Here is a 26,383-nt window from a genome sequence, read left to right as displayed (position 1 = left end):
CATGAGCATCCAGGCATCCGCGCCCGACGCCGCGACCACCGCCGTCATCGAGGCCGAAGACGCGCACGTCGCCCACAACTACCATCCGCTGCCCGTCGTGATCTCACGCGGCGAGGGCGCGTGGGTGACCGACATTGAGGGCAAGCGCTACCTCGACCTGCTGTCGGCCTACTCCGCCCTCAACTTCGGGCACGGGCATCCTGCTCTTCTCGCGACGGCCCGGGAGCAGCTCGACCGGCTCACTCTCACGAGCCGCGCGTACCACAACGACATGCTCGGGCCGTTCGCCGCAGCGCTCGCCGAGCTCGCCGGGAAGGACCTCGTCCTCCCGATGAACACCGGCGCCGAAGCCGTCGAAACGGCCATCAAGGTCGCGAGGGCGTGGGGCTACCGGGTCAAGGGGATCCCCGCGGATGCCGCGCAGATCGTCGTGGCGAACGGCAACTTCCACGGCCGGACGACGACGATCGTCGGCTTCAGCGACGACCCCACGGCGCGGAGCGGATTCGGGCCGTTCGCGCCCGGATTCGTCTCGGTGCCGTACGGCGACGCTGCCGCGATCGAGGCGGCGCTGACCCCCGAGACGGCGGCGGTGCTCGTCGAGCCCATCCAGGGTGAGGCCGGCGTCATCATTCCGCCCGAGGGGTACCTGCGCGCCATCCGCGAGATCTGCACGCGCCATGGCGTGCTGTTCATCGCCGACGAGATCCAGTCCGGACTCTGCCGCGTCGGCACGACGTTCGCGTGCGATCGCGAAGACGTCGTCCCCGACATGTACGTGCTCGGCAAAGCGCTCGGCGGAGGCATCGTGCCGCTGTCGGCCGTCGTCGCCGATCGCGACGTGCTGGGCGTCATCCGCCCCGGCGAACACGGGTCGACTTTCGGCGGCAATCCGCTCGCTGCCGCGATCGGCCTCCGCGTCGTCGAGATGCTGAGCTCGGGCGAGTTCCAGCAGCGCGGCACGGCCCTCGGGGAGCACCTCGCGGCGAAGCTCGGCGACCTCGTCGGGCACGGGGTGACGTCGGTGCGGATCGCGGGCCTGTGGGCCGGCATCGACATCGACCCCGCCGTCGGGACGGGCCGCGAGATCGCGGAGCGTCTCCTCGCGCGCGGCGTCCTCGCGAAGGACACGCACGGCCAGACCCTGCGGATCGCCCCGCCGCTCGTCGTCCGCGCGACCGAGCTCGACTGGGCCGTCGAGCAGCTCCGGGTCGTCCTCGCCGCCTGACCTCCGGCATCCCCTGCGTGCCGTCGCGCGCCGTCCGTCGCGCCGTCGCGTGCCGTCGCGTCGGGTGTGCGTCGAGACCGGGGTGTTCGCCGAGACCGGGTGGTGTGCGGCCTTGTTTCGGCGGGATCCCCGGTCTGGGCGGTCGGATGCCGGGGATGCGTGGGTGCCGGGGCTGGGGCGGATGCCGGGGATGGGTGGGCGCCCTCGCCGGGCCGTCGCGTGCGTCGAGGCCGGGGTGATCGCCGAGACCGGGTGGTGTGCGGCCTTGTCTCGGCGAGGTACCCGGTCTCGGCGACAGCGGAACGGACGCCGGGGGACGGGGCTACTGCTCGAAGACCTGGACGAAGCGCTCGTGCCATCCCGTCGCACCGTCCGGCACGACGCCGGCGCGGTCGGCGATCTGCGTCTCGCCGTCGGACGAAAGGGCACGGCACCGGAGCACGTGATCGCCCGGCTCGGCGGTCCACGGGAGGCTCCACTGCACCCACGTGTCGTCCGAGATCGGGGTGGCGAGTTCGGCGCGCTGCCACGGGCCGTCGTCGATCTGCACCTCGACCCCCGCGACGCCGACGTGCTGCTGCCACGCGACACCCGCGATCACGGTGTCGCCCGCGCTGAGGCCCTGCCGGTCGCGCGGCACGTCGATGCGCGACTGCAGCTTGACGGGCCCGCGCTCCGACCATCCGCGATCGGTCCAGTAAGCCGTCACCTTGTCGAAACGCGTGACTTCGAGCGAGGTGACCCACTTCGTCGCCGAGACGTATCCGTAGAGACCGGGAACGACCATCCGCACCGGGAAGCCGTGCGCGAGCGGAAGCGGCTCGCCGTTCATCCCGACCGCGAGGATCGCGTTCCGATCGTCGGTGAGCGCCTCGATGGGTGTGGATGCCGTGAAGCCGTCGCGCGATCCGGACAGCACCATGTCGGCATCGGGGAGCGGCTTCGCGCGTGCCAGGATCTCGCGGAGCGGATACCCGAGCCACACGGCGTTCCCGATGAGGTCGCCGCCGACGGGGTTCGAGACGCACGCGAGGGTCGTGACGCTCTCCTCGAGCGGGAGGGCGAGGAGTTCGTCCCACGACAGGAAGAACTCGTTCTCGACCATCCCGTGGACGCGCAGGGCCCAGTCGGCGGGGTCGATCTCGGGCACGATGAGCGCTGTGTCGATGCGGTAGAAGGACGAGTTCGGCGTGATGACGGGCGCGAGTCCGGGGATGTCGAGCTCTGCACCGGCGGGGATGGGCGGCGCGGTCACGGCGGCGGCGGGAAGCCGCAGGGCACTTCGGACGCTCTCGACCGCGACGGTCGCCGCCGTCCGGACGCCACCGACGAGCGCGGCGCCGACTCCGACGACGATGGCCCCGGCCGACCAGAGGAGGAAGGTGCGCCGACTGGATGCCGCGGCCCCGGCCGCAGCGCGGTTCTCATCGCGGTCGGGGTTGTCGTCATCCACCATCGGAGAGGACGATCCGCCCGCCCCGACGAGCGCGGGTTCGGGGACGGCGGCGCGGCTCCGCGCGGGTGACTCCGCACGCGCCAGGGGCGTGAGGAGTCGGAGTCCGAAGACGCTCGCCGCGCCCGCGAGGGCCGCCGGGATCCAGGCGCTCGCGGGATCGTCGGCGCGGAGGAGCGCCGCCCCGACGCCGATGACGCCGAGTCCCGCGACGATGACGACGCCCCACGGAGGACGCCGCAGCTCGAGCTGTCCCGCGATCGCCGCGACGACGAGCAGCACGAGGGCGATGCCGACGATCAGTGCGATCTTGTCGGCCGTGCCGAAGAGTGCGATCGCCGCGTCTTTGGCCCAGGAGGGGGCGAGGTCGATGAGGCCCCCGCCGATCGCAGCGATGGGGCTCGACTCCGGCGAGATGAAGCGTGCGACCAATTCGCCGATGCCCGCCCCGAAGACGACCGCCGACACGCCGGCGAGCCACCCCAGCGGGGTCCATCCCGGTCGGCGTTCGGGCGCGGTATCCACGCAGTCAGCGTACGTCCGAATGCCGGGGTGAAGGTCTTACAGAGTGCTGACGACGGCGTGCGGCACGCGGCATCCGGGAAACACCTCCGCAACATGCCCGCGACTAGAGTCTTTCCATGGGTGATCTTTTCGACGGATACGGGTCGACGCTCGCGCCGCGCAAGACGCCCTCGGGTGTTCCGGCGTTCGATGAGATGTTCGCCGTATCGGCTGAGGCGAGCGGTCCCGTCGAATCGCGCGATGCATACCGGGAGCTCTACCAGGCGCTCGCGAAGATGACGCAGGAGGAGCTGCGCGGCCGCACCGACTCGCTCGCGAGCTCGTACCTCGCGCAGGGCGTCACGTTCGACTTCGCGGGAGAGGAACGGCCGTTCCCCCTCGATGCCGTCCCGCGGATCATCGCGTACGACGAGTGGTCGCGGGTCGAAGCCGGTGTCAAGCAGCGGGTCCGTGCGCTCGAGGCCTTCCTCGACGACGCCTACGGGCGCCAGCATTGCGTGCGCGACGGTGTGCTGCCGGCCGCGCTCATCGCGTCGTCGCAGTACTTCTACCGGCAGGCTGCCGGGATCCACTCGGCCAACGGCGTGCGGATCCAGGTCTCGGGCATCGACCTCATCCGCGATGAGCACGGCGAGATGCGCGTGCTCGAGGACAACGTGCGCGTCCCGTCGGGCGTGAGCTACGTCATCTCCAACCGGCGGGTCATGGCGCAGACCCTTCCCGAGCTCTTCGTCTCGATGCGGGTTCGCCCCGTCGGCGACTACCCCAACAAGCTGCTCGCGGCGCTGCGGGCCTCGGCCCCCGCGGGCATCGAGGAGCCGAACGTCGTCGTGTTGACGCCGGGCGTCTACAACTCGGCGTACTTCGAGCACACGCTCCTCGCGCGCCTCATGGGCATCGAGCTCGTCGAGGGCCGCGACCTCTTGTGCATCGGCGGCAAGGTGTTCATGCGCACGACGCGCGGGCCCAAGCGCGTCGACGTCATCTACCGCCGCGTCGACGACGACTTCCTGGATCCGCTCCAGTTCCGCGCCGACTCGATGCTCGGCGCTCCGGGGCTCATGCTCGCGGCGCGGCTGGGCAACGTGACGATCGCCAACGCGGTCGGGAACGGCGTCGCCGACGACAAGCTCCTCTATACCTACGTGCCCGACCTCATCCGCTACTACCTGGCGGAAGAGCCGATCCTCAAGAACGTCGATACGTGGCGGCTGGAAGACCCCGGTGCGCTGGAAGAGGTGCTCGACCGCCTCGACGAGCTCGTCGTGAAGCCCGTCGACGGGTCGGGCGGCAAGGGACTCGTCGTGGGTCCGGATGCCTCGAAGTCGGAGCTCGCGGAACTTCGTACTCGCCTTCTCGCCGACCCCCGCGGATGGATCGCCCAGCCGGTCGTGATGCTCTCGACCATCCCGACCCTCGTCGAAGACGGAATGAGGCCGCGTCACGCCGACCTGCGTCCCTTCGCCGTGAACGACGGTGACGACATCTGGGTGCTCCCCGGTGGCCTGACGCGCGTCGCGCTTCCCGAAGGGCAGCTCGTCGTGAACTCGAGCCAGGGCGGTGGCTCGAAGGACACGTGGATCGTCGGCGGCTCCGCTCCCTCGCACGTCGAGTACGGGCAGGGTGACGGCCTCGCGGGTCTCGTCGCCGACCAGGCGGCGATCACCTCGGCCATCCCGATCATCTACGACGACCAGCCCGAGCCCGCCCACTCTCCGCAGGACCGCCCGCGCGACCAGCACGAGCAGCAGGAGCAGCAGCAGCAGGGCCGTGACGCCGCGGCATCCGTCCCGTCGACATCCACCTCCTCGGCGAGACTGCATCCGGATGCCGAAACTGCAGCCTCCGACCGCATCCTCGGCCGCGAGATGAAGTCTCGCGGCGAAGAGGGGGGATCGGGATGCTGAGCCGCATCGCAGAGTCCCTGTTCTGGATCGGGCGGTACATCGAGCGGAGCGACGGCACCGCTCGCATCCTCGACGTCCACCTCCAGCTCCTGCTCGAAGACCCGTGGATCGACGAGGACACGGCATGCCGGTCGCTCCTGAGCGTCATGGGCTCCACTCCGGCCGACCCCGGGCACCTCGTCACACGACAGGACGTCCTCGCGCGGCTCGCCGTCGACCGCGGCAACCCGTCCAGCATCGCCTACGCGCTCACGGCCGCGCGCGAGAACGCGCGCCGCGCCCGCGAGATCGTGTCGACCGAACTGTGGGAGACGCTCAACACGACGAATGCACGGATGCCGCGACGCATCAACAACGAGAAGGTGCACGAGTTCTTCCAGTGGGCGCGCGAACGCTCGGCGCTCGCCGTCGGACTCGTCGACTCCTCCACGAGCCGCGATGAGGCCTGGCAGTTCTTCACCCTCGGCCGGAGCATCGAGCGCACCGACATGACGGCGCGTCTCCTCGCGACACGCTCGCTCACCCAGGAGTCGGGGCCGTCGTGGACGACGATCCTCCGTTCGTGCGGTGCCTACGAGGCGTACCTGCGGACGTACCGCGGGATGCCGAGCGCCCGGAACGCCGCCGAGTTCCTCCTTCTCGACCGCCTCTTCCCGCGCTCGATCATCTACTCGATCCAGCGCGCCGAGGACTGCATGAGTGCGATCGACCCGCGCGCCGACCGCGTGGGCCACTCCAACACGGTCTTGCGGGCGCTCGGACGGATCCGCAACGACCTGGAGTACCGCCCGATCAGCGAGATCCTCAACGAGCTGCCGCAGCACATGGACCAAGTGCAGAAGGTGACGCGCGAAGCATCCGAAGCCATCCGGCAGAGGTTCTTCCCGACGCAGGCCGAGCCGAGCTGGATCGGCGAGATCTCATGAGGGGGTGGCGAGCATGAAGCGACTGCGCATCGAGCACACGACCGGCTTCTCGTACCAGGGCGACGTCTCGGCGTCGTACAACGAGGCGCGGATGCTCCCCGGCTCGACCGACAGCCAGTTCGTGCTGAGTTCGGCGCTCGACATCGAACCGCAGGCCGCCGTCAACCAGTACGTCGACTATTTCGGGACCCGCGTCGCCTCGTTCGACGTGCTCTCCCCGCACTCTGATCTGAAGATCACTGCGCGTTCGCTCGTCGAGGTGCGTCCGCGCCCGATCGAGCACGTCGACGTCACGTGGCACGGACTCCATCGGGAGGCGTCCCGGTCGATCGAGACCGTCGAGCAGCTCGGGCAGACGGCGCGGACGCGTCCGCACCCCGAGGTCGTGGAGATCGCGCGCGCCATCGCGTCGCAGCACGATCATCCCGGTCGGGCGGCCCACGCGATCACGGAGGCCGTCGGCGACGCGGTCGAGTACATGCAGGGCATCACGGGAGTGCACTCCGCTGCCGAGGAAGCCTGGATCGAGCGCAAGGGCGTCTGTCAGGACATCGCGCACATCACGCTGGGCGCGCTCCGCGAGGTCGGGATTCCGGCCCGCTACGTCTCGGGATACCTGCACCCGCGTCCCGAGGCGGTCGTCGGCGAGGCCGTCCCGGGAGAGTCGCACGCGTGGGTCGAGTGGTTCGCCGGCGAGTGGCAGGGCTTCGATCCGACGAACGGCATCGAGATCGGCGACCGCCATGTCCTCGTCGGGCGTGGACGTGACTACAACGACATCCCGCCACTCCGGGGTGTGTACGCCGGGCCTTTCAAGTCCCACCTGCACGTGAAGGTCACGATCACGCGCGAAGCGTGAGCCGCGCCTCCCCGCTCCCCAGTCGCCGCGCCTCCCCGCTCCCCGCTCCCCAGTCGCCGCGCCTCCCCACTCCCCGCCCTCGGGCGTCGACATCCCGGTGTGTCGCCGAGACACCCCGTCATGTGCGCGCAACGACGGGGTCACTCGGCGAGTAACCGGGGTCTCGACGAGAGCAGGCCGGGGCGGAAGGGCGGGCGGGGTCAGGCGGGGGCGTCGTCGGGGTCGAGCGTCTTGAGCATGTCCTCCTCGACGGCGTTGTCGGCGTCGAGTCCGTCTTCCGTCGTTTCGTCGCCGCCCGTCGGGGCGTCCTGCTCGATGGGCTGGTCTTCCGCGTGCCGTTCCTGGTCCATGGCCCCACGCTAAGTGCCCGCCCCGCTCGCCCGAAGGGGTTGACACGGGTGCATGTCAACTCCCCGGGGCGAAAGGCGGAGGATCGGTAGAATCTGTCATCGAGCGAAAGGCGCCGGAGGAGGACGCGATGACCGACGGGTCGGCGGTGAATACGTCGTACTGGTACGACGATCCCGAAGACGTCCGTGCGACGTCGCTCATGGAGGCGCTCCGGTCCTACCGCGCGGCGGAAGTCGCGATGCGGCGGCGCACCCGTCAGTCGATGGACATGGGAGAGAACGAGCTCCTCGTCCTCCGCTACCTCACACGCGCACGGCGGCGGGGCGAACAGGTCACCCCCGTGGTCCTCGCGAAGTATCTCGGGATCACCTCCGCGTCGATGACCGCCGTGCTCGACAGACTCGAGAAGAGCGGGCACGTCTCCCGCATCCCGAACCCGACCGACCGGCGGAGTGTCCTCATCGAGCCGAGCGACAAGACGGACGAAGAGATCCGTCGCACGCTCACCGAGATGCACGGGCGCATGATGGACGTCGTTCGCCCGATGACCGCAGCCGATCGGCGCGTGGTCCTCGATTTCCTGGACTCGATGCGGGAGGCCGTCGACCGCATCGACGAGTGACGTCAGGCGGATTCCGGGACGGCGACGCCGTCGGCGGCGTTCGTGAGGGCGCCGAGGAAGCCCAGGACGGCGCTTCGAGCGTTCTGGTCGAGCGACGACACGGCGTCTTCCACGAGCGCTTCGTACACGTCCACGGTGCGTGACAGCGCCTCTTGACCGGCGGCGGTCGGAGCGATCAGGATGCTGCGCCGGTCCGTCGGATGGCTGAGCCGCTCCAGTACACCGGTCCGCTCGAGCCTGTCGAGGATCGCCGTCGTGGAGGCGGAAGAGATGCCGAGGTGCCGTGTGATCTCACTCGGCATGACGTCGTGGCCCTCGCGCGAGGCATCCACGAGGTAGCGGACGAGACGGATCTCGTTCTCACCCATGTGCGTACTGGCCCGGATTCGCGCCTGACACGCCGCGTCGGCCGCCCGGAAGCGTCGATACGCGTCCACGAGGGCGCGCGTGTCGGGGGAATCGACTATCTCTGCATCAGTCATCGTCACCGGCCTCAATGATGTTCGAGACACCACAATACAGCTTCCCGTATTGCTAGTTTGCCTAAATAGAAAAACAGCTAGTAAGGTTTGTACTGTCAGACCCGACGAACGAAGGAGCGATCATGGGCAAGCTGCACTACGGATACGGTTCGGAAGCGATCGTCGTCCCCGATGAGCTCCTCGCGCATGTCCAGGCGCTCGTCACGACGAAGCTCCGTCGTTCCGAAAGCTTCACGCTGTCCTGGAAGCAGGCGTCCGACCCCACTGTCGGTCGCTCGACGATCTGGCTCCACTGCTCGATCCCGCTTCGCTTCGAGTTCGACACGGCCGACGCCATCACGCTCGACCGCGGCTACCTCTCGGAGCTGGCGGAATCTGCCGCTCGCGGCGGCGTGCTCATCGACCTCGACGCGCAGGACGCTCCGATCAGCGCGATCGCCCGCAAGACGCTGGAGAAGGCGGCGTGACCACGCTGGCGGCTCCGCCGACGCGGCTGTCGTCTCGGCGTGTCACGTGGAGCACGGTCGACACAGGATTCCGCGTCGCGTCACGAGCGGGAGAGTTCATCGGATCGATCGATGAGACCGCCGACGGCCGGTTCGTGGCGTTCGACGGGCGCTCGACCCCCATCGGACTTTTCGCGACTCTTCGCGAGGCTCAGCGCGCCGTGACGGGCGCATCGTCCACAGTCAAGGAGAAGGCTGCTCGCCTCGCCGCCATCGCACAGCCTGTCGCGGCGGCGTCGGGCATCGTGGCGGGAGTGCTGCTCGTCGGCGTCGGATCCTGGGTCGCGTAACGACTCAGACCTGGGCCGTGGCGCGCTGGGCGACTGCCTCGTCGGTCTTCTGCTGGAGGTAGGTGCACAGGCGACCGATCGCCGCGAGATCCTCGGCGAGGCGCGTGACGCCCACGGCGTCGAGATCGAAGCTCTCGGAGCGGGATTCGAACGTCACGATCCATCTCGGGACACCCGAGTCGGTGATGGGCTGGATGTACGTCAGGGTTGAGGCATTGCGCAGCGATACGGCGACGAGTCCGGAGTCATGGCCCGCGTCGATGTCCATCTCGAGGACGGAGACGTCGGCCTTCATCTCGGGGTGCGAGTGCTCGGGGCAGGAGGCGAAGAACTCTTTCACCCACGCCTCCACCGTCGTTTGATCGCGGTAGGGCATTCGGCACACCAATCACTTCGTCGTGCCGAGGTGGCACACCTCATAGTATGCGTTGGATTTCTGCGTAACTGCCCGTTCAGCAGGATAAATCTCTGATGCACGGATGCCGATGGCTCGGGCCTCACGCCTCGGTAGGCGTCGTGGGGTCGGCGTCCTCGTGTGCCCGAGGACGGCGGCCCGAACCGAGCGACGCCGTGGCAGCGAGGCCGAGCACGAGGAAGCCCGCTGCGGCGAAGCTCGCGTACTTCGTGCCGTCGGACAGGGCGGCCTTGGCGTCCTGCGCGATGGCCTCCGTGTCGGGGGAGGCCTCCAGCCCCGCGATCGCTCCGCCCGCGCTGTCGACGACCGAGGCGACCACCTGATCGCGCTGCGTTTCCGGAACACCGCGCTCGTCGAGCTTGGCCCCCAGGACACCCGCCGTGGTCGTGAAGAGGATCGTTCCGAGCACGGCGATGCCGAGTGCCGCGCCGAGCTGTCGCGAGGTCGACTGCGTCCCGGACGCCTGACCGCTCTCGCGCACGTCGACGTCGGCGAGGACGACGCCCGTCAGCTGGGCCGTCGCGAGGCCGACGCCGAACCCGTACACGAACAGTGCCGGAATGAGCGGCACCCACGACGCATCCGGTGCGATGACGAAGCCGACCGCCGCGACGCCGATGATCTCTGCCACGAGCCCCGCGCGGACGATCCACACCGCCGAGAGGCGCGACGACATCGCGCCGGCGAAGCCGCTCGCGACGAACGAACCGAGGGCGAGTGCGAGGAGGATGAGCCCCGTCTGCACCGCCTCGAAGTCCAGCGCGAACTGCAGCCACAGGGGGAGGGCGAGGATGATCCCGAACTCTCCGAGCGACACGACGAGCGCCGCGATGTTGCCATTACGGAACGAGGGGATGCGGAAGAGCCCGAACGCGATGAGCGTCGGCTTGCCGTGGCGCCGTCGCCGGAGTCCCCACACGACGAAGGCGGTGATCCCGAGCGCCGCGATCGCGAAGGCGATCGGGATGGGAGAGATCGCCCACGGCCAGGTCCATCCGCCGATGACCGGAGCGGTCTCGGTCAGCCACCAGCCGTACGAGCGTCCTTCGATGAGGGCGAAGACGAGCGAGCCTGTGGCGACGATGGAGATGATCGCCCCGACGAGATCGAGCCCCTGGCTGTCCCCGCGGGACTCGTCGACGGTCAGCAGAACGCCCACGATGATGAGGATGCCGAGCGGGATGTTGATGCCGAAGGCCCAGTGCCACGAGAACGAGGTCGTGAGCCAGCCCCCGAGGAGCGGCCCGACGGCGGCCATGCCGCCGATCGTCGATCCCCAGACGGCGAAGGCGATGCCCCGTTCGCGTCCGCGGAAGGTCGCGTTGATGAGCGACAGCGTCGTGGGGAGGATCATCGCGCCGCCGACGCCCTGGACGAAGCGAGCGAGGATGAGCGCGCCGCCCGAGTCCGACAGGGCGGCGCCGATCGATGAGATCGTGAAGATGACGACGCCGATGACGAGCATCCGTCGGCGGCCTACTCTGTCGGCGATGCTGCCGAAGAGGAGCAGGAGCGCGGCGAAGACGAGCGTGTACGCCTCCTGCACCCACTGCACTTCGGTCGACGTGATGCCGAGGTCGTCGACGATCGAGGGAATCGCGACGTTGACGATCGTCGAGTCGACGATGATCAGCGCGACGGCGATGCTGATGAAGACGAGACCCGCCCAGCGGCGGCGTGCCGAAGCTGCCATTTTGCTAGCTTATCTAGCTACCTCGACTCGTCAAGCGGTTCGCGGCGAGTTCATATCCGCGGGTCGTACCGCCGCGGCGGGTGCGTCCGGGCGACGAGATCGCGCAGCGCCGCGATCGATCCCGGTACGAGCTGCAGAGTCCGCGCCTGGACCAGGATGTTGCCGAGAGCTGTCGCCTCGACGGGGCCCGCGAGGACGGGGAGCCCCGCACGGTCGGCCGTGCGTTGACACAGGAGCTCGTTGAGCGATCCGCCCCCGACGATGTGAATCGTGCGGACGTCGACGCCGCCGACGCGTCCCGCCTCGTGCGCGGCATCGGCGAACGCCTGCGCGAGCGACTCGACGATCGAGCGGGCGTACTCGGCGCGCGTGCGGGGAGGCGCGACGCCGTGCTCGTCGCACCACGCGTCGATCCGCGCCGGCATGTCGCCCGGTGCGAGGAAGCGCGGGTCGTTGACGTCGAAGACGGGAACCGACGCCGCCACCTCCTCCGCGGCGTCGAGGAGGGTCGGAAGGTCGACGGGGTGGCCCGCCCTCTCCCACGTGCGGACCGCTTCGCTCAGGACCCAGAGCCCCATGACGTTGTGGAGGAGGCGCACGCGCCCGTCCACACCGCCCTCGTTGGTGAAGTTCGCAGCGAGAGCCTCGGGCGTCAGGACGACGCGATCGACCTCGACTCCGACGAGACCCCATGTTCCGCAGGAGATGTAGGCCGCGGCATCCGGATCCATCGGCACGGCCAGGACGGCCGACCCCGTGTCGTGCGAGCCGACGGCTGTCACCCCTACGCCCGTCGGAGCACCGACCGTCGCCGCGACGGCGGGGAGCAGGGTGCCGAGGCGCTCGCCGGGGGCGATGAGCGGGGGGAGGATGCCGCGGGGCACACCCGCTGCCGCGAGCAGCGCGTCGTCCCAGTCGCCCTCGTGCAGGAGCCCTGTCGTGGACGCGTTCGTGCGTTCTGCCCGAGCGACCCCCGTGAGCCAGTACCCGACGAGGTCGGGGATGAGGAGGGCCATGTCGGCGAAGGCGAGCATGTCGGCCGGCTCCGCCGCGTACTGGTACAGCGTGTTGAACGGCAGGAACTGCAGCCCGTTGCGCGCGAAGAGGTCGGCGTGCGGCATCCGCTCGTGAACGCGCGCCACGCCGGCGGCCGTTCGCGCGTCGCGGTAGTGGAAGGGGTTCCCGAGCAGGCGCCCGTCGCGGAGGAGACCGTAGTCGACCGCCCACGAGTCCACCCCGACGCTCCGGATGTCGGGCGACTGCCTGAATGCCTCGCGGAGTCCGTCCACCACGGCTCCGTAGAGCCCCAGGATGTTCCAGTGCAGTCCGTCGGAGGTCTCGACGGGGCTGTTCGGGAAGCGGGCGACACTCGTGGCATCCAGCTCGTCCGGACCGACGCGTCCGACGATCACGCGGCCGCTCGTCGCGCCGAGGTCGACCGCGGCGACGGCGCCCGCGTTCATCGGAGGAACGCGGCGGCGACGCCGGAGTCGACGGGGATGTGCAGGCCCGTCGTGCGGGAGAGTTCGGGGCCGGTCAGGACGTAGACGGCGTCCGCGACGTTCTCGGGGACGACCTCGCGCTTGAGGATGGTGCGGTTGGCGTAGAACTGGCCGAGGTCCTCTTCCTTGACGCCGTAGGTCGCGGCGCGGTTCGCGCCCCAGCCGGCGGCGAAGATGCCCGAGCCGCGGACGACGCCGTCGGGGTTGATGCCGTTGACCTTGACGCCGTGTTCGCCGAGCTCGACCGCGAGCAAGCGCACCTGGTGGGCCTGATCGGCCTTCGTCGCCGAGTAGGCGATGTTGTTCGGCCCGGCGAAGACGGAGTTCTTCGACGAGATGTAGATGACGTCGCCGCCCATCCCCTGGTCGATGAGGGCTTTCGCGGCCGCCTTCGAGACGAGGAACGAGCCCTTCGCCATGACGTCGTGCTGCAGGTCCCAGTCCTTCTCGGTCGTCTCGAGCAGCGGCTTGGACAGCGACAGGCCCGCGTTGTTGACGACGAGGTCGATGCCGCCGAACGCGAGGAGCGTCGCGTTGATCGCGGCCTGCACGCCGTCGGCATCCGCGACGTTCGCCGCGACGCCGATCGCGACGTCCGTCCCGCCGAGTTCGGCGGCGGCCGCCTGGGCCTTTTCGAGGTCGAGGTCGGCGATCACGACGCACGCGCCCTCCGCGGCGAGGCGCGTCGCGATGGCCTTGCCGATTCCGGATGCCGCGCCGGTGACGAACGCGATCCGCCCCTGGTGCGTCTTCGGTTTCGGCATCCGCTGCAGCTTCGCCTCTTCCAGCGCCCAGTACTCGATGCGGAACTTCTCGGCATCCGAGATCGGGGAGTACGTCGAAAGGGCTTCCGCACCGCGCATGACGTTGATCGCGTTGATGTAGAACTCGCCCGCGACCCGTGCGGTCTGCTTGTTCGCCCCGTACGAGAACATCCCGACGCCTGGCACGAGCACGATGAGCGGGTCAGCACCCCGGATCGCGGGGGAGTCGGCGGTGGCGTGCGCGTCGTAGTACGCCTGGTAGTCGGCGCGGTACGCCGCGTGCAGTTCCTTGAGGCGCGCGATCGCGTCGTCGACCGAGGCGTTGGCCGGCAGGTCGAGCAGGAGCGGCTTGACCTTCGTGCGCAGGAAGTGATCGGGGCAGCTGGTGCCGAGCGCCGCGAGTTCGGGCGCCTTCTCCGACGCGAGGTAGTCGAGCACGACAGTGGCATCCGTGAAGTGACCCACCATCGGCTTGTCGGTCGAGGCGAGTCCGCGGATCGTGGCCGCGAGGGCCGCTGCCTTCGCCCGACGCTCCGCCTCGGGAAGCGCCTCGAAACCGGGACGCACGCCGCCGAAGGGCTCGGCGGTACCGTTCGCGTCGATGTACGCCGCGGCAGTCTCGATGATCCACCGCGAGTTCGCCTCGGACTCCTCTGACGTGTCCCCCCACGCCGTGATCCCGTGCCCACCCAGGATGCAGCCGATCGCCTGCGGGTTCTCGGCCTTGATCGCCGCGATGTCGAGACCGAGCTGGAAGCCGGGGCGCCGCCACGGCACCCACACGACCTTGTCGCCGAAGATCTTCGCCGTGAGGGCTTCGCCGTCGGCGGCCGTCGCGATCGCGATGCCGGAATCCGGATGCAGGTGGTCGACGTGCGCGGCATCCACGAGCCCGTGCATCGCCGTATCGATCGAGGGGGCTGCGCCGCCCTTGCCGTGCAGGCAGTAGTCGAACGCCGCGACCATCTCGTCTTCGCGGTCGACGCCCGGGTACACGTCGACGAGCGCGCGCATCCGATCGAGGCGCAGCACCGCGAGGCCCGACTCCGTGAGCGTGCCGAGATCGCCGCCCGAGCCCTTGACCCAGAGGAGCTCGACCGGCTCACCCGTGACGGGGTCGGTCTCGGTGCCCTTCGCCGACGTGTTGCCGCCGGCGTAGTTCGTGTTCTTCGGGTCGGCGCCGAGGCGGTTGGACCGGGAGATCAGGTCGGAGACGGCCTGGTTGGTCATGAGGGTGTTCCTTCGCTGACGGTGTCGGTGGAGACGGAGTCGGATGAGGCGAGCGCCGCGAGGCGCGTCGCGATGAGATCGAGGGATGCGGAGGCCGCGGGTCCCGGGATGTTGAGGTGGCCGTGGGTCGTGCCGTGTTCGATGACGACCTCGACGTCACGCCCCGCCGCGGCGAGTGTCGCGGCGAAGACCTCGCCCGAGACGCGGAGTTCGTCGACGTCGCCGTTGATCATCAGGACCGGTGGGAATCCCGCGACATCGTCGGGTTCCGCGAGGCCCGGGACGGCGGCGGGGGGCGCGTCATCGACGGGGCCGCCGAGGAAATCCTCGTACATCGCCCGCACGACAGCGGGCGAGAAGCGGTCGGCGTCGGGATCGGCGTCGAGCGCGGCGCGGAGGTCCGCGGCGGGTTCGGGCTGGACGGCGAGGAGTGTCGGGTAGGCGAGCACGACGAGCGACGGCAGCGGCCCGTCCGCCGCGAGAAGACGCAGGACGGCGCCCGTCACGAGATTCGCTCCGGCGCTCGCGCCACCGATCGCGAACCGCTCGATCCCGAGGTCGCCGGCCGCGCCGAGGACCCAGTCCCACGCGGCGAGGATGTCGTCGGACGGCGCGGGGTAGCGGCATCCCTCGCCTACGAGCCGGTAGTCGACCGAGATGACGGTCGTGCCGCGCGCTGCGAGATCGCGAGCGACCCCGTCGGCTTCGTGCATGTCGAGGTCGCCCGCGGCGAATCCTCCGCCGTGAGCCCAGACGAGTCCGACGCCCTGGGGGTCGCTCGCGGGGTAGACGCGCACGAGTGCGTCTGCTGCCGCATACGGTTCGGTCATGGTGTCCTCAGGGAAATCGTGCACCGGGGGCGAGGGATCGGCATCCCCGCCCCCGGCGGGTCGAAGGGGCTACGCGCCCCAGCCTGCCTGGACGCCGCCGACGCGCTCGGTCTCGATGCGCTCTTGGTATCCGGATGCCGCGTAGGCGGCCATCGGATCGGCGGGGAGTCCCCGCGACTCGCGCCATTCGGCGAGGGCGGGGCGCACGTCCGTGTAGAAGGCGTCCATGAAGACGGCGTTGGCGGCGAGCACGTCGCCCGACACCTGGGCCGCGCGGAGTGCGTCGGAGTCGACGAGGAGGGCGCGCGCCGTCATCTCCTGCACGTTGAGCACGGAGCGGATCTGGCCGGGGATCTTCTTCTCGACGTTGTGGCACTGGTCGAGCATGAAAGCGACGTCGGGGTTGTTGAGCCCGCCCCCGCGGATGACCTCGAAGAGGATGCGGAAGAGCTGGAACGGGTCGGCGGCTCCCACGATGAGGTCGTCGTCGGCGTAGAAGCGCGAGTTGAAGTCGAACGAGCCGAGCTTGCCGAGGCGCAACAGCTGCATGACGATGAACTCGATGTTCGTGCCGGGGGCGTGGTGGCCCGTGTCGAGGCAGACCATGGCACGCTCGCCGAGGGCGGCGACCTGGACGTAGGACGTCCCCCAGTCGGGAACATCCGTGTGGTAGAACGCCGGCTCGAAGAACTTGTACTCCAGCACGAGGCGCTGCTCGCCGCTGAGGCGCGCATAGATCTCCTGGAGCGACTCGTGGAGGCGATCCTGCCGGCCCCGCAGATCCGCCTGACCCGGGTAGTTCGAGCCCTCCGCGAGCCAGATCTTCAGATCGCGCGACCCCGTGGCATCCATGATGTCGATGCACTCGAGGTGGTGGTCGATGGCCTTCCGGCGCACGGCGGCGTCTTCGTGTGTCAGCGCGCCGAACTTGTAGTCGTCGTCCTGGAAGGTGTTCGAGTTGATCGTGCCGAGCTCGACGCCGAGGTCGTTCGCGTGGCGGCGGAGGGCGGCGTAGTCGTCGACCTTGTCCCACGGGATGTGCAGCGCGACGCTCGGCGCGAGGGCCGTCACGCGGTTGACCTCAGCGGCATCCGCGATCTTCTCGAACGGGTCGCGGGGCGTGCCGGGCGTACCGAACACCTTGAAGCGGGTGCCGGAGTTGCCGAAGGCCCAGGAGGGCAGTTCGATGCCCTGTCCCTCGAGCTGCGTGAGTGTTCCGGGGGACAACGTCGTCATGATGCCGTGCTTTCGTTCTCGATCGCCGATGCGGCGATCTGGTCGTGCAGGTGGAAGATCTCCGTGAGCGGGGTCGCGGCCTGATCGGGTCGGCCCTCGAGACCGACGAAGAAGCGGCTCATCTCGGCCTCCCAGCGCGCCGCGACCGGTGACGCCGCGAGGTAGGCCTGGGCCGCGTCGTCGTCGTCCGTCTCGTAGTAGCCGATGAGCTGTCCGCCTTCGCCGAGGAAGAGGGAGTAGTTGCGTCGTCCGGATGCCGCGATCTCGGCGAGCATCTCGGGCCAGACGGGCGTGTGCCGGGCGATGTACTCGTCGAGGAGTTCGGCACGCACGCGCAGCTGGAAGCAGACCCGCGTCGGGGCCGTTCGGCTCGTCATCGAGGTTCCCTTCATGCTCCCGGGCGGGCGCGAACGCCGGAACCGCGGGGTCTTCGTGTGTGAATCGTTTCAAGGATAGGGGCGGCGACGGGGATGCGCAAGCGGAAAACGCATACCCCGGAGTGGGGTCCCGAGCGACGGGGTGTGAGAGGCCATAGGCTCTCGCCAGCACGTCGTTGAGGGGGAGTCCATGTCGGTGAGTGTGAAGGACGTCGCGAACGCGGCATCCGTCTCCGTCGGCACCGTCTCGAACGTCCTCAACCGACCCGATCGCGTCGCACCCGCGACGGTGGAACGCGTGCACGCGGCGATCGCGGAACTCGGATTCGTGCGGAACGACGCGGCACGGCAACTGCGGGCGGGCCGCAGTCGCAGCATCGGACTCGTCGTCCTGGATGTGCGGAACCCCTTCTTCACCGACGTCGCGCGCGGTGCGGAGGCTCGAGCGATGCAGAGCAAGCTCGTCGTCCTGCTCGGCAACAGCGACGACGACCGCGAGCGCGAATCCGGCTACCTCGACCTGTTCGAGGAGCAGCGCGTACACGGGGTGCTGATCACGCCCGTCGGAGACGTCGACGCCCGGCTCGCGCGCCTGCGTGAGCGCGGCATCCCGACGGTCCTCGTGGATCGATCGAGCGACGCCGACGTCTCCTCCGTGTCGGTCGACGATGTCGCGGGCGGTCGACTGGCCGCCGAACACCTTCTCGCCACGGGCCGCCGCCGCCTCGCCTTCGTCGGCGGGCCCACCTCGATCCGACAGGTGGCCGACCGCCTCGAGGGTGCGCGCCAGGCCGTCGATGCGCACCCCGACGCGACACTCGAGGTCATCGAGACCACGGCCCTCAGCGTGCTCGCAGGACGCGCGGCCGGTGAGCAGCTGCGACGTCGCGACGCGTCGAACCGTCCCGACGCGATCTTCGCCGCGAACGATCTCCTCGCCGTGGGTGTGCTCCAGGCGCTCGTCATGCTCGGGCGCATCGTCGTGCCCGACGAGATCGCGATCATCGGCTACGACGACATCGACTTCGCCGCCGCCGCGGTCGTGCCGCTCTCGTCCATCCGTCAGCCGAGCGAGCTCATCGGATCGCGCGCCGTCGAGCTGCTCCTCGCCGAAATCGACGGAGAGCCCCGCGAGCGGGTCGTCTTCCAGCCCGAGCTCGTCGTGCGCGAGTCGACTGCTGCGCCCACCGGCTGAGGCGGGGGTCAGCCCGCGAGTCGGGAAGCCGCGTGAGAGCGGCGGTCCTTCCGCGTCAGCGCGACCGGTGTCGTCGAGGCGACCTCGTCGCTGAACTCCTCGGGCGGGACGACGGACACCGGACGCGTCTCGTCGATCGTGAGGCGGAACCTGCGAGAGTCCTCGCGATGCAGGCGCCCCGAGACGATGAGCCACGTCGCGCCGATCGCGAAGGCCGCGAAGCCCGCGATCGCGCCGAGGCCGATGGCGGCACGCGGTCCGAACTCCGCTGCGACCCACCCGACGATCGGCGCGCCGACGGGCGTTCCGCCCATCAGGATCGCGACGTAGAGCGCCAGCACACGGCCCCGCAGCGCGGGATCGGTCGTCGTCTGGACGAAGCCGTTGGCGGTCGTCAGCATGGTCACGACCGCGAAGCCCGTGAACATGAGCGTTGCGGCATATGTCCAGTAGGTCGGCATGAACGCCGAGACGGCGGCGGCGGTCGCGAAGAGCGCGGTGCCGCCGATGACGACGCGGATGCGGGCGCGGTCGCGGCGCGCGGCGAGAAGCGCGCCGGCGAGTGAACCGATCGCGAGGATCGAGCTCAGGAGTCCGTATCCGTCAGCGGACTGGCCGAACTCCAACGCCATCGTCGAGGCGAAGATCGGGAAGTTCATCCCGAACGCGCCGACGAGGAACACCATCGCGAACGTCACGACGAGATCGGGGCGACCCGCGACGTAGCGGAAACCGTCGGCCAGACGTGACGCACCGGGCGACGTGACGCGCGGAATGAGCTCGGCCGGGCGGATGAGCGTGAGCGCGACGATCATCCCGATGAAGGTGACGGCGTTGATGACGAAGACCCAGCCCGTGCCGACGGCGACGATGACGATGCCCGCGACGGCCGGGCCGATCATGCGGGCGCCGTTGAACGACGCCGCGTTGAGCGCGACCGCGTTCGATGCGTTCTCGCGCGCGACGAGATCGGAGACGAACGCCTGCCGAGCGGGATTGTCGAACGCGGCGATCACGCCGAGCGCGAGCGCGAAGCCGTACATGAGCCACAGCGTCATGACCCCCGTCAGGACGAGGATGCCGATCGCGACGCCGAGCGTCAGGAGCAGTGCCTGCGTCATCATCAGAAGGCGTCGACGGTCGAAGCGGTCGGCGACCCATCCCGTGACGCTCACGAGCAGGAGCGGGGGCGCGAACTGGAGCGCCATCGTGATCCCCATGGCGCCGGCGTCGTTCGACGTGAGTTCCGTCAGCACGACCCAGCTGAGTGCCGTCGCCTGCATCCACGCGCCGATGTTCGACACGAGGGCGCCGATGAACCACACGCGGTAGTTGAAGACGGAGAAGGAGCGGAACATCGCGGGGCTCGTGCGCTCGGCACGCACGCGGCTCATCGGTCCACCATCCGCTGCATGATCTCTGCTGCTCGCGCGAGCGTCTCCCGCTCTTCGGCGTCGAGTGCTGCGAGGGCGGCTTCGACCCACGCGTCGCGCCTCCGGGCGGTCTCGGCGACGACGGTGCGGCCCTCGTCGGTGAGGTCGATGACGACCTTGCGGCCGTCGTTCTCGTCGGCGGTGCGGGTGAGGTATCCGTCGCCCTCGAGGCAGTTGACGGTGCGCGTCATCGCGGGCGCCGAGACGCGCTCGCGCTCCGCGAGTTCGCCGAGTGTGTGGGGCCCATGGACCCACAGGCCCGCGAGGACGGCGAACTGCCCGTCGCTCATGGAGTCGACCGCGCGCTGCGTGCGCATGCGGCGCGCGAGGCGGAACGTCGCGATGCGCAGGTCTGATGCCTCTCGTGAGAGGTCGGGAGTCGTGGCATCCGGTTCAGGCATAGATCATTAGCATAGTTCATTATCCAGGTTAAGTAAATCCAACCCCGGGGAGACCAACCCCGCCGAGACCGGGGAGCTCGCCGAAACCCGGTGACATGCCGCCCGGTGTGGGCGAGATCCCCGGTCTCGGGGAGGGGGCGAACGGATGCCGCGCACCTAGACTCGTCGGCATGCCCGAGTACATCGACGCCCACGGGATCGCCATCGTCTACGACGTCCATCCCGCAGCGGGGGAACCGCGGGGCGTCGTGCAGCTGCTCCACGGAGTCGGGGAGCACGCAGGGCGCTATGCGGCCCTCGTCGAGGCGCTGACCGGCGACGGATACACGGTGTACGCCGACGATCACCGCGGCCACGGCCGAACGGGGATGAAGCAGCACGGCGGCGACGCGTCGAAGCTCGGAACACTAGGTCCGGGAGGGATGCCCGCGACCCTCGCCGCCGTCTGGCAGCTGACGCAGCTCATCCGATCGAAGAACCCCGGCCTTCCGCTCGTGCTCCTCGGGCATTCCTGGGGGTCGTTCCTCGCGCAGATGCTGCTCGACGAGCATCCCGATGCCTATGACGCCCTCGTGCTTTCGGGGTCAGCGCTGCGCTGGCCCGGCTCGCTCAACTCGGGAGACCTCAACGCCCCCTGGAAGGCCGCGACCGCCTCCGGGACGGAGTGGCTGTCGTCTGACCTCGCGGTGGGGCGGGCCTTCCTCGACGACCCGCTGACGACGACCAAGCCGCTCCTCCAGCTCTTCGGCGTCGTCGACACGCTGCGCATCATCGGGCGTCCGCGCCGCGACCTGGGTCATGACGTGCCGGTGCTCCTTATGGTCGGCCGCGACGACACCGTCGGGGGCCCGCGGAGCGTCCACCGCCTCGCCGAGGCCTACCGTTCGCGTTCGGGCCTGACCGACGTGACGACCCTCGTCTATCCCGACGCCCGCCACGAGATCTTCAACGACGTGACGCAGGCCGACGCGCGCGCCGACCTGCTCGCGTGGCTCGCCCCTCGCTTCCCCACCCGCACCTGACGCGCACCCCCGCGCCCACGCCCTCGCGCGATGCCCGCGCCCGCGCGCGACGCCCCGCGCCTCGTCGAGACCCCGGGTTATCGCCGAGTCACCCCGACAATGCGCGTACACAACGGGGAGTCTCGGCGAGAACCCGGTTTCTCGACGAAGTGGGAGCAAGGGTGGGAACGACGGATGCCGGTGCCCGGCGCCGAGAGGGCGTCGAGGCACCGGCATCCGGTGTGAAGAAAGGGTCAGCCGCGCGCGCGGCGGTTGGGCGTGCGGTTTCCGCGGCTGATGTCGGACACCGTCGCGCCGGTCGTGAAGCGCTGCGTCGCCGAGGTTCCCGTGCGGGAGGTTGCGGGCTGCGCGTTGGCACGCCCACCTTGGCGACCCGCAACCTGGCCGTTCCCCTGGCCCTGGCCCTGGCTCCGACTGTTGCCCTGGCCCGAGCGCTGACCGCCCGAGGCGCCGGCGCGCTGCGGCGCCCGGTCGCCGGAGCCCTGCCCACGCTGGCCCGCGGGACGCCCCGAACGGGCGGGACGGTCGGACCGGTCGGGCTCGCCGCTGCGCACGTCCTGGCGCGATGCCGAGGAGGGGCGACCGCCGCGACGACGTGAGCCGCCATCGCCGGCGGACGCGTTCTTGCGCGGCGCCTGACGCTGCGGGGCCGCGAGCGGCGCGGGGGTCACGTGCGGCGCGGCTGCGCCGACGAGCTCCACGACGGCCGCGTGCTCGGAGTGGACGGGCTCGAGAGCCGCCGACACCTTCGCGAGGCGGAGAAGATCCTTGACCTCACCGCGCTGCGAGTCGGTCGCGACGGTCACGACGATGCCCGCGGCGCCGGCGCGTGCCGTGCGGCCCGAGCGGTGCAGGTACGCCTTGTGCTCGACGGGCGGGTCGACGTGGACGACGAGCTCGACGTTGTCGACGTGCACGCCGCGCGCGGCGACGTCGGTCGCGACGAGCACCCGGACGCCACCGGCATCCGCATCCGCGCCGAAGGCGGCGAGGTTGCGCTCACGCGCGTTCTGGCTGAGGTTGCCGTGGAGGTCGACAGCGGGGATGCCGGATGCCGTGAGCTTGCGAGCGAGGTTCTTCGCCTGGTGCTTCGTGCGGGTGAAGAGGATGCGGCGACCGTGGCCCGACGCGAGGCTGCGGACGAGCGCGGGCTTGTCATCGGCCGACGTGACGAACACGCGGTGCGTCATGACGCCCTGCGGGACGCTCTCTTCATCGACCTCGTGCAGCACCTGGTCGTTGAGGAAGCGCTTGACGAGCGAGTCGACACCCCGGTCGAGCGTCGCGCTGAAGAGGAGACGCTGGCCGCCGCGGGGGGTCGCCGTGAGGATGCGCGTGACGCCCGGGAGGAAGCCGAGGTCGGCCATGTGGTCGGCCTCGTCGAGGACCGCGATCTCGACGGAGTCGAGGCGCACGTGTCCCTGCTTCATGAGGTCTTCGAGGCGTCCGGGGCACGCGACGACGATGTCGACGCCGCGCGAGAGCGCCTGCTCCTGGGGGCGCTGGCTCACGCCGCCGAAGATCGTCGTGACGGTCAGGCCTGCGGCATCCGCCAACGGACGGATCGTCGCAGCGATCTGCGTCGCGAGCTCGCGGGTCGGGGCGAGCACGAGGCCGCGCGGGTGGTTCGCGCGGCGGCGGCCGCCCTCGAGCTTGGCCACGAGGGGGAGTGCGAAGGCGATGGTCTTGCCGCTGCCGGTGCGGCCGCGGCCGAGCACGTCGCGGCCCGCGAGCGAGTCGGGGAGCGTGTCGCGCTGGATGGCGAAGGGTTCGGTCTTACCGTCCGCCGCGAGGACGGCGGCGAGCTTCTCGGGCACGCCGAGAGAAAGGAAGGAAGTCATGTGTGCTTTCAGTGCATGCACGTGCGCACGGCTGTGCGCATCGGTGCGGAGGTGGCGACGGCGTGGGATCACGCATCGGTTCGCCGTTCGAAAAGAGCCGCGGCTTCGGATGCCGGGAGCGTGACGACGACGCAGCAGCTCGATGAGCCGCGAGACAACCGTAGCAGGCCCGGCGGGGCGAAGCATGTGAGCGCGCCATAGGCTGGTGCCATGCACGGTGAGTACAAGGTCCCTGGTGGCAAGCTCGTCGTCGTCGACCTCGAGGAGCGCGACGGCCGCATCGCGGAGTTCCACCTCGCGGGCGACTTCTTCCTCGAACCCGACGATGCGCTCGCCGACATCGACGCCGCCGTCGAGGGGCTGCCGGTCGAAGCCGACGTCGCGACGATCGCCGCCGCGGTGCGTGCCGCCCTCCCCGAGGGTGCACAGCTGCTCGGCTTCACGCCGGAGGCCGTCGGAACCGCCGTGCGCCGTGCCCTCGTGACGGCACCGGGATGGGCCGACTTCGACTGGGAGATCGTGCACGATCGGCCCGTGTCCCCCCAGATGAACCTCGCCCTCGACGAAGTCCTCACGGCCCGCGTCGGCGACGGACGTCGCCGGCCGACGCTGCGGCTCTGGGAGTGGAACGAATCGGCCGTCGTCATCGGCTCCTTCCAGTCCCTCCGCAACGAGGTCGACCCCGAGGGTGCCGCACGCCACGGCTTCGATGTCGTCCGCCGCATCTCCGGCGGTGGGGCGATGCTGATGGCGGCGAACTCGATCGTGACGTATTCGCTCTACGTCCCGGCATCCCTCGTCTCGGGAATGACGTTCGCCGACTCGTACGCCTTCCTCGACGACTGGGTGCTCCAGGCCCTCCGTTCGCTCGGCGTCGAGGCGACGTATCAGCCGCTCAACGACATCGCCTCTCCGCAGGGGAAGATCGGCGGCGCGGCGCAGAAGCGGCTCGCGAACGGCGGAGTCCTGCACCACGCGACGCTCAGCTACGACATGGACGGTCAGGTCATGACCGAAGTGCTCCGGATCGGGCGCGAGAAGCTCAGCGACAAGGGCACGACATCGGCTGCCAAGCGCGTCGACCCGCTCCGCCGCCAGACCGGCCTCCCGCGCGACGCCGTCATCGAGCGGCTCAAGGAGACCTTCGCGAAGCTCTACGGCGCCGTTCCGGGCGAGATCACCGCCGACGAGTACGCCGAGGCGGAGGCGCTCGTCGCCTCGAAGTTCGCCACCGATGCATGGTTGCGTCGCGTGCCGTGACCGTCGGTCGCAGAACGCCGCCGTCGACGATGACGGATGCCTCGTACCCGGCCCTCGGCCGGGTCGCGATCCATCACGGCGACAACCTCGAGGTCATCAGGGCGATGGCGGACGCGTCGTTCACCCTCATCTACCTGGATCCGCCGTTCAATACGGGCCGCGTGCGCGAACGCACGCTCGATACGGCGCGTTCGACGTTCAGAATTCAGTCTGCGGATGACGCCGGATCGGAGGCTGTCCCGGATTGCGGGGCGGCCGGTGCGAAGCCCTCCGAGGCGGGACTGAATTCTGAACCGGCGACCGCCGCGCCGGTCGTGCGGCGGGGGTTTCACGGGCGCGAGTACGAGCGGTTGCGCGGCGACCTGCGGGTGTACGACGACCGGTTCGACGACTACTGGGGGTTCCTCGAGCCTCGGCTCGAGGAGGCCTGGCGTCTCCTCGCGGCGGACGGCACCCTCTATCTCCACCTCGACTACCGCGAAGCGCACTACGCGAAGGTGCTGCTGGATGCCCTGTTCGGCCGCGACCGCTTCCTCAACGAGCTCGTATGGGCCTATGACTACGGGGCGAAGTCGCGGCGCCGGTGGCCCACGAAGCACGACACGATCCTCGTGTACGTCAAGGATCCCGCGCGGTACTGGTTCGACTCCGAGTCCGTCGATCGCGAGCCGTATATGGCACCCGGCCTCGTGACGCCCGAGAAGGCCGAGCGCGGCAAGCTCCCCACCGACGTCTGGTGGCACACGATCGTGCCCACGACCGGACGCGAGAAGACCGGCTATCCGACGCAGAAGCCCGAGGGGGTCCTGCGGCGCATCGTGCAGGCATCGTCCCGCCCGGGTGACCGGGTGCTCGACTTCTTCGCGGGGTCGGGCACGACGGGCGCCGTCGCGTCGGCCCTCGGACGCGACGCGATCCTCGTCGACGACAACCCCGAGGCGATCGAGGTCATGAAGCGACGGATGCCGCACGCCGAGGTGCACACGACGGCGTGACGCGGCGCAAGCCCCGGGTCTGCGGCATCCGATCGACCTAGGCTTGTCGGCATGCGATTCGGAATCTTCGTTCCCCAGGGCTGGCGCTTCGACCTCGTCGGGATCGATCCTGCACAGCAGTGGGACGTCATGCGCTCCCTCGCCGCGCACGCAGATGCCGGTAAGTGGGAGACGCTCTTCGTCTACGACCACTTCCACACGACGCCCGTGCACAGCGCCGAGGCGACGCACGAGGCGTGGACCCTCATGGCCGCGTTCGCCGCGTCGACCGATCGCATCCGTCTCGGACAGATGTGCACGTGCATGAGCTACCGCAACCCCGCGTATCTCGCGAAGGTCGCGACGACCGTCGACATCGTGTCGGGCGGGCGCGCCGAGATGGGGATCGGGGGCGGATGGTACGAGCACGAGTGGCGTGCGTACGGCTACGGCTTCCCGCCGATCAAGGAGCGGCTCGGGCGCCTGCGTGAAGGCGTCGAGATCATGCACCAGGCGTGGACGACCGGGTCGGCGACGCTCGACGGCGAGTACTACCAGGTCGATGGCGCGATCGTGGAGCCGCGTCCGCTGCAGCAGGGCGGCGTCCCGCTGTGGATCGCCGGCGGCGGCGAGAAGGTGACGCTCCGCATCGCGGCGAAGTACGCGAACTACACGAACTACTCCGCGACGCTCGAGGAGTTCGACCGCAAGAGCGAGATCCTCGCGGGGCACTGCGCCGATCTGGGCCGAGACATGGCTGAGATCACGCGGTCCGCGAGCCTCAACACGATCATCGCGCCGACCGAGGCGGAGGCCCGCGACCGGCTCGCTGCCGTCGTCGCGCGGTTGCTCCCGCACGTCGGGCAGGAGCGCGCCGAGGTGATCGAGCGCGACTACCTGGCATCCCCCGGCTTCGGGACGCCCGAGCAGGTCGCCGAGCGTCTGTCGGCGCTGTCTGCGCACGGCATGGGCTACGCGATCCACTACTTCCCCGAGGCTGCCTACGACCGCAGCGGCATCGAGCTGTTCGAGCGCGAGGTCATCCCCGCCGTCTCCTGACG

General features: G+C 69.8%; 25 protein-coding genes. 12 read left to right on the top strand and 13 right to left on the bottom strand.

Annotated elements, in window-relative coordinates; genetic code table 11:
• Position 1 precedes the first annotated feature (1 nt).
• Positions 2 to 1,228, top strand: a complete 1,227-nt coding sequence (rocD, locus tag FBY39_RS02755; protein ID WP_141930133.1) for an ornithine--oxo-acid transaminase — start codon at positions 2 to 4, stop codon at positions 1,226 to 1,228.
• Between the two features lie 322 nt (positions 1,229 to 1,550).
• Here the strand turns inward: rocD and FBY39_RS02750 are convergent, their stop codons facing one another.
• Entirely contained in the window at positions 1,551 to 3,206 is a 1,656-nt protein-coding gene (locus tag FBY39_RS02750) for a molybdopterin-dependent oxidoreductase (protein WP_141930132.1), read from the bottom strand.
• Between the two features lie 116 nt (positions 3,207 to 3,322).
• On the opposite strand from FBY39_RS02750, the gene FBY39_RS02745 reads away from it, so the two are divergent.
• From FBY39_RS02745 to FBY39_RS02735, 3 genes are read left to right on the top strand one after another with little or no spacing between them, the layout of a single operon-like run.
• Positions 3,323 to 5,113 (top strand): circularly permuted type 2 ATP-grasp protein, encoded by a 1,791-nt coding sequence (locus FBY39_RS02745; RefSeq protein ID WP_260837407.1) that lies wholly within the window; start codon positions 3,323 to 3,325, stop codon positions 5,111 to 5,113.
• Entirely contained in the window at positions 5,107 to 6,039 is a 933-nt protein-coding gene (locus tag FBY39_RS02740) for an alpha-E domain-containing protein (RefSeq protein ID WP_141930131.1), read from the top strand. The genes FBY39_RS02745 and FBY39_RS02740 overlap by 7 nt, the downstream gene beginning before the upstream one ends.
• Positions 6,040 to 6,052: 13 nt before the next feature.
• A complete protein-coding gene (locus tag FBY39_RS02735; protein ID WP_141930130.1) occupies positions 6,053 to 6,898 on the top strand; it encodes a transglutaminase family protein in 846 nt (281 codons plus the stop codon).
• 200 nt (positions 6,899 to 7,098) lie between these two features.
• Here FBY39_RS02735 and FBY39_RS16500 read toward each other — a convergent pair whose 3' ends face one another.
• A complete protein-coding gene (locus FBY39_RS16500; protein ID WP_186336914.1) occupies positions 7,099 to 7,248 on the bottom strand; it encodes a hypothetical protein in 150 nt (49 codons plus the stop codon).
• A 128-nt stretch (positions 7,249 to 7,376) separates the two neighbouring features.
• On the opposite strand from FBY39_RS16500, the gene FBY39_RS02730 reads away from it, so the two are divergent.
• A complete protein-coding gene (locus FBY39_RS02730) occupies positions 7,377 to 7,871 on the top strand; it encodes a MarR family winged helix-turn-helix transcriptional regulator (RefSeq protein WP_141930129.1) in 495 nt (164 codons plus the stop codon).
• A 2-nt stretch (positions 7,872 to 7,873) separates the two neighbouring features.
• On the opposite strand, the gene FBY39_RS02725 is transcribed toward FBY39_RS02730, so the two are convergent.
• Complete coding sequence (locus FBY39_RS02725; protein ID WP_141930128.1) at positions 7,874 to 8,353, bottom strand: MarR family winged helix-turn-helix transcriptional regulator; 480 nt, start codon at positions 8,351 to 8,353, stop codon at positions 7,874 to 7,876.
• Positions 8,354 to 8,475: 122 nt separating this feature from the next.
• Between FBY39_RS02725 and FBY39_RS02720 the strand changes: the two genes are divergently transcribed.
• Both FBY39_RS02720 and FBY39_RS02715 read left to right on the top strand, forming a co-directional pair.
• On the top strand, positions 8,476 to 8,820 hold the full coding sequence (locus FBY39_RS02720; RefSeq protein ID WP_141930127.1) for a hypothetical protein: 345 nt from the start codon (positions 8,476 to 8,478) through the stop codon (positions 8,818 to 8,820).
• Positions 8,817 to 9,149 carry a peptide ABC transporter permease gene (locus FBY39_RS02715; protein WP_141930126.1) on the top strand — a complete coding sequence of 111 codons (333 nt, stop codon included), beginning with the start codon at positions 8,817 to 8,819 and terminating at the stop codon, positions 9,147 to 9,149. The genes FBY39_RS02720 and FBY39_RS02715 overlap by 4 nt, the downstream gene beginning before the upstream one ends.
• 4 nt (positions 9,150 to 9,153) lie before the next feature.
• Here FBY39_RS02715 and FBY39_RS02710 read toward each other — a convergent pair whose 3' ends face one another.
• The 7 genes from FBY39_RS02710 to FBY39_RS02680 form a co-directional block, all read right to left on the bottom strand.
• Positions 9,154 to 9,525 carry a protein-L-isoaspartate carboxylmethyltransferase gene (locus FBY39_RS02710; protein WP_141930125.1) on the bottom strand — a complete coding sequence of 124 codons (372 nt, stop codon included), beginning with the start codon at positions 9,523 to 9,525 and terminating at the stop codon, positions 9,154 to 9,156.
• A 121-nt stretch (positions 9,526 to 9,646) separates the two neighbouring features.
• A complete protein-coding gene (locus FBY39_RS02705) occupies positions 9,647 to 11,257 on the bottom strand; it encodes a DHA2 family efflux MFS transporter permease subunit (protein WP_141930124.1) in 1,611 nt (536 codons plus the stop codon).
• A gap of 50 nt (positions 11,258 to 11,307) precedes the next feature.
• The gene (locus FBY39_RS02700) at positions 11,308 to 12,720 is read right to left on the bottom strand and encodes a rhamnulokinase family protein (RefSeq protein ID WP_141930123.1); all 1,413 of its coding nucleotides are present in this window, start codon (positions 12,718 to 12,720) and stop codon (positions 11,308 to 11,310) included.
• Positions 12,717 to 14,753 (bottom strand): bifunctional aldolase/short-chain dehydrogenase, encoded by a 2,037-nt coding sequence (locus tag FBY39_RS02695; protein WP_141930122.1) that lies wholly within the window; start codon positions 14,751 to 14,753, stop codon positions 12,717 to 12,719. The genes FBY39_RS02700 and FBY39_RS02695 overlap by 4 nt, the downstream gene beginning before the upstream one ends.
• Complete coding sequence (locus FBY39_RS02690) at positions 14,750 to 15,583, bottom strand: alpha/beta hydrolase fold domain-containing protein (RefSeq protein ID WP_141930121.1); 834 nt, start codon at positions 15,581 to 15,583, stop codon at positions 14,750 to 14,752. Before FBY39_RS02690 ends, FBY39_RS02695 begins: the two co-directional genes overlap by 4 nt.
• Positions 15,584 to 15,652: 69 nt before the next feature.
• Positions 15,653 to 16,819, bottom strand: a complete 1,167-nt coding sequence (gene rhaI / locus FBY39_RS02685) for an L-rhamnose isomerase (protein WP_141930120.1) — start codon at positions 16,817 to 16,819, stop codon at positions 15,653 to 15,655.
• Positions 16,816 to 17,196 (bottom strand): L-rhamnose mutarotase, encoded by a 381-nt coding sequence (locus FBY39_RS02680; RefSeq protein WP_141930119.1) that lies wholly within the window; start codon positions 17,194 to 17,196, stop codon positions 16,816 to 16,818. Before FBY39_RS02680 ends, rhaI begins: the two co-directional genes overlap by 4 nt.
• Before the next feature lie 190 nt (positions 17,197 to 17,386).
• Between FBY39_RS02680 and FBY39_RS02675 the strand changes: the two genes are divergently transcribed.
• Positions 17,387 to 18,391, top strand: a complete 1,005-nt coding sequence (locus FBY39_RS02675) for a LacI family DNA-binding transcriptional regulator (protein ID WP_141930118.1) — start codon at positions 17,387 to 17,389, stop codon at positions 18,389 to 18,391.
• A gap of 8 nt (positions 18,392 to 18,399) precedes the next feature.
• On the opposite strand, the gene FBY39_RS02670 is transcribed toward FBY39_RS02675, so the two are convergent.
• Positions 18,400 to 19,785 (bottom strand): MFS transporter, encoded by a 1,386-nt coding sequence (locus tag FBY39_RS02670; RefSeq protein WP_141930117.1) that lies wholly within the window; start codon positions 19,783 to 19,785, stop codon positions 18,400 to 18,402.
• Complete coding sequence (locus FBY39_RS02665) at positions 19,782 to 20,225, bottom strand: MarR family winged helix-turn-helix transcriptional regulator (protein ID WP_141930116.1); 444 nt, start codon at positions 20,223 to 20,225, stop codon at positions 19,782 to 19,784. The genes FBY39_RS02670 and FBY39_RS02665 overlap by 4 nt, the downstream gene beginning before the upstream one ends.
• A gap of 170 nt (positions 20,226 to 20,395) precedes the next feature.
• Here FBY39_RS02665 and FBY39_RS02660 point away from each other — a divergent pair, with 170 nt between their 5' ends.
• Complete coding sequence (locus FBY39_RS02660; RefSeq protein ID WP_141930115.1) at positions 20,396 to 21,247, top strand: alpha/beta fold hydrolase; 852 nt, start codon at positions 20,396 to 20,398, stop codon at positions 21,245 to 21,247.
• 233 nt (positions 21,248 to 21,480) lie between these two features.
• Here FBY39_RS02660 and FBY39_RS02655 read toward each other — a convergent pair whose 3' ends face one another.
• On the bottom strand, positions 21,481 to 23,088 hold the full coding sequence (locus FBY39_RS02655) for a DEAD/DEAH box helicase (RefSeq protein ID WP_141930114.1): 1,608 nt from the start codon (positions 23,086 to 23,088) through the stop codon (positions 21,481 to 21,483).
• 210 nt (positions 23,089 to 23,298) lie between these two features.
• On the opposite strand from FBY39_RS02655, the gene FBY39_RS02650 reads away from it, so the two are divergent.
• The 3 genes from FBY39_RS02650 to FBY39_RS02640 are packed head-to-tail and all read left to right on the top strand — an operon-like array spanning position 23,299 to position 26,381.
• Positions 23,299 to 24,348: a biotin/lipoate A/B protein ligase family protein gene (locus tag FBY39_RS02650; RefSeq protein ID WP_141930113.1), complete on the top strand. Its 1,050-nt coding sequence runs from the start codon at positions 23,299 to 23,301 to the stop codon at positions 24,346 to 24,348.
• 29 nt (positions 24,349 to 24,377) lie between these two features.
• Positions 24,378 to 25,343, top strand: a complete 966-nt coding sequence (locus FBY39_RS02645) for a site-specific DNA-methyltransferase (protein WP_141933835.1) — start codon at positions 24,378 to 24,380, stop codon at positions 25,341 to 25,343.
• A 51-nt stretch (positions 25,344 to 25,394) separates the two neighbouring features.
• Complete coding sequence (locus FBY39_RS02640; protein WP_141930112.1) at positions 25,395 to 26,381, top strand: LLM class F420-dependent oxidoreductase; 987 nt, start codon at positions 25,395 to 25,397, stop codon at positions 26,379 to 26,381.
• Positions 26,382 to 26,383: the final 2 nt, after the last annotated feature.

It is taken from the genome of Microbacterium sp. SLBN-146 (assembly GCF_006715145.1).
GTDB lineage: Bacteria > Actinomycetota > Actinomycetes > Actinomycetales > Microbacteriaceae > Microbacterium.
The sequence above is the reverse complement of the archived record's forward strand: the minus strand, read 5'-3'. Positions and strand labels throughout refer to the sequence as shown.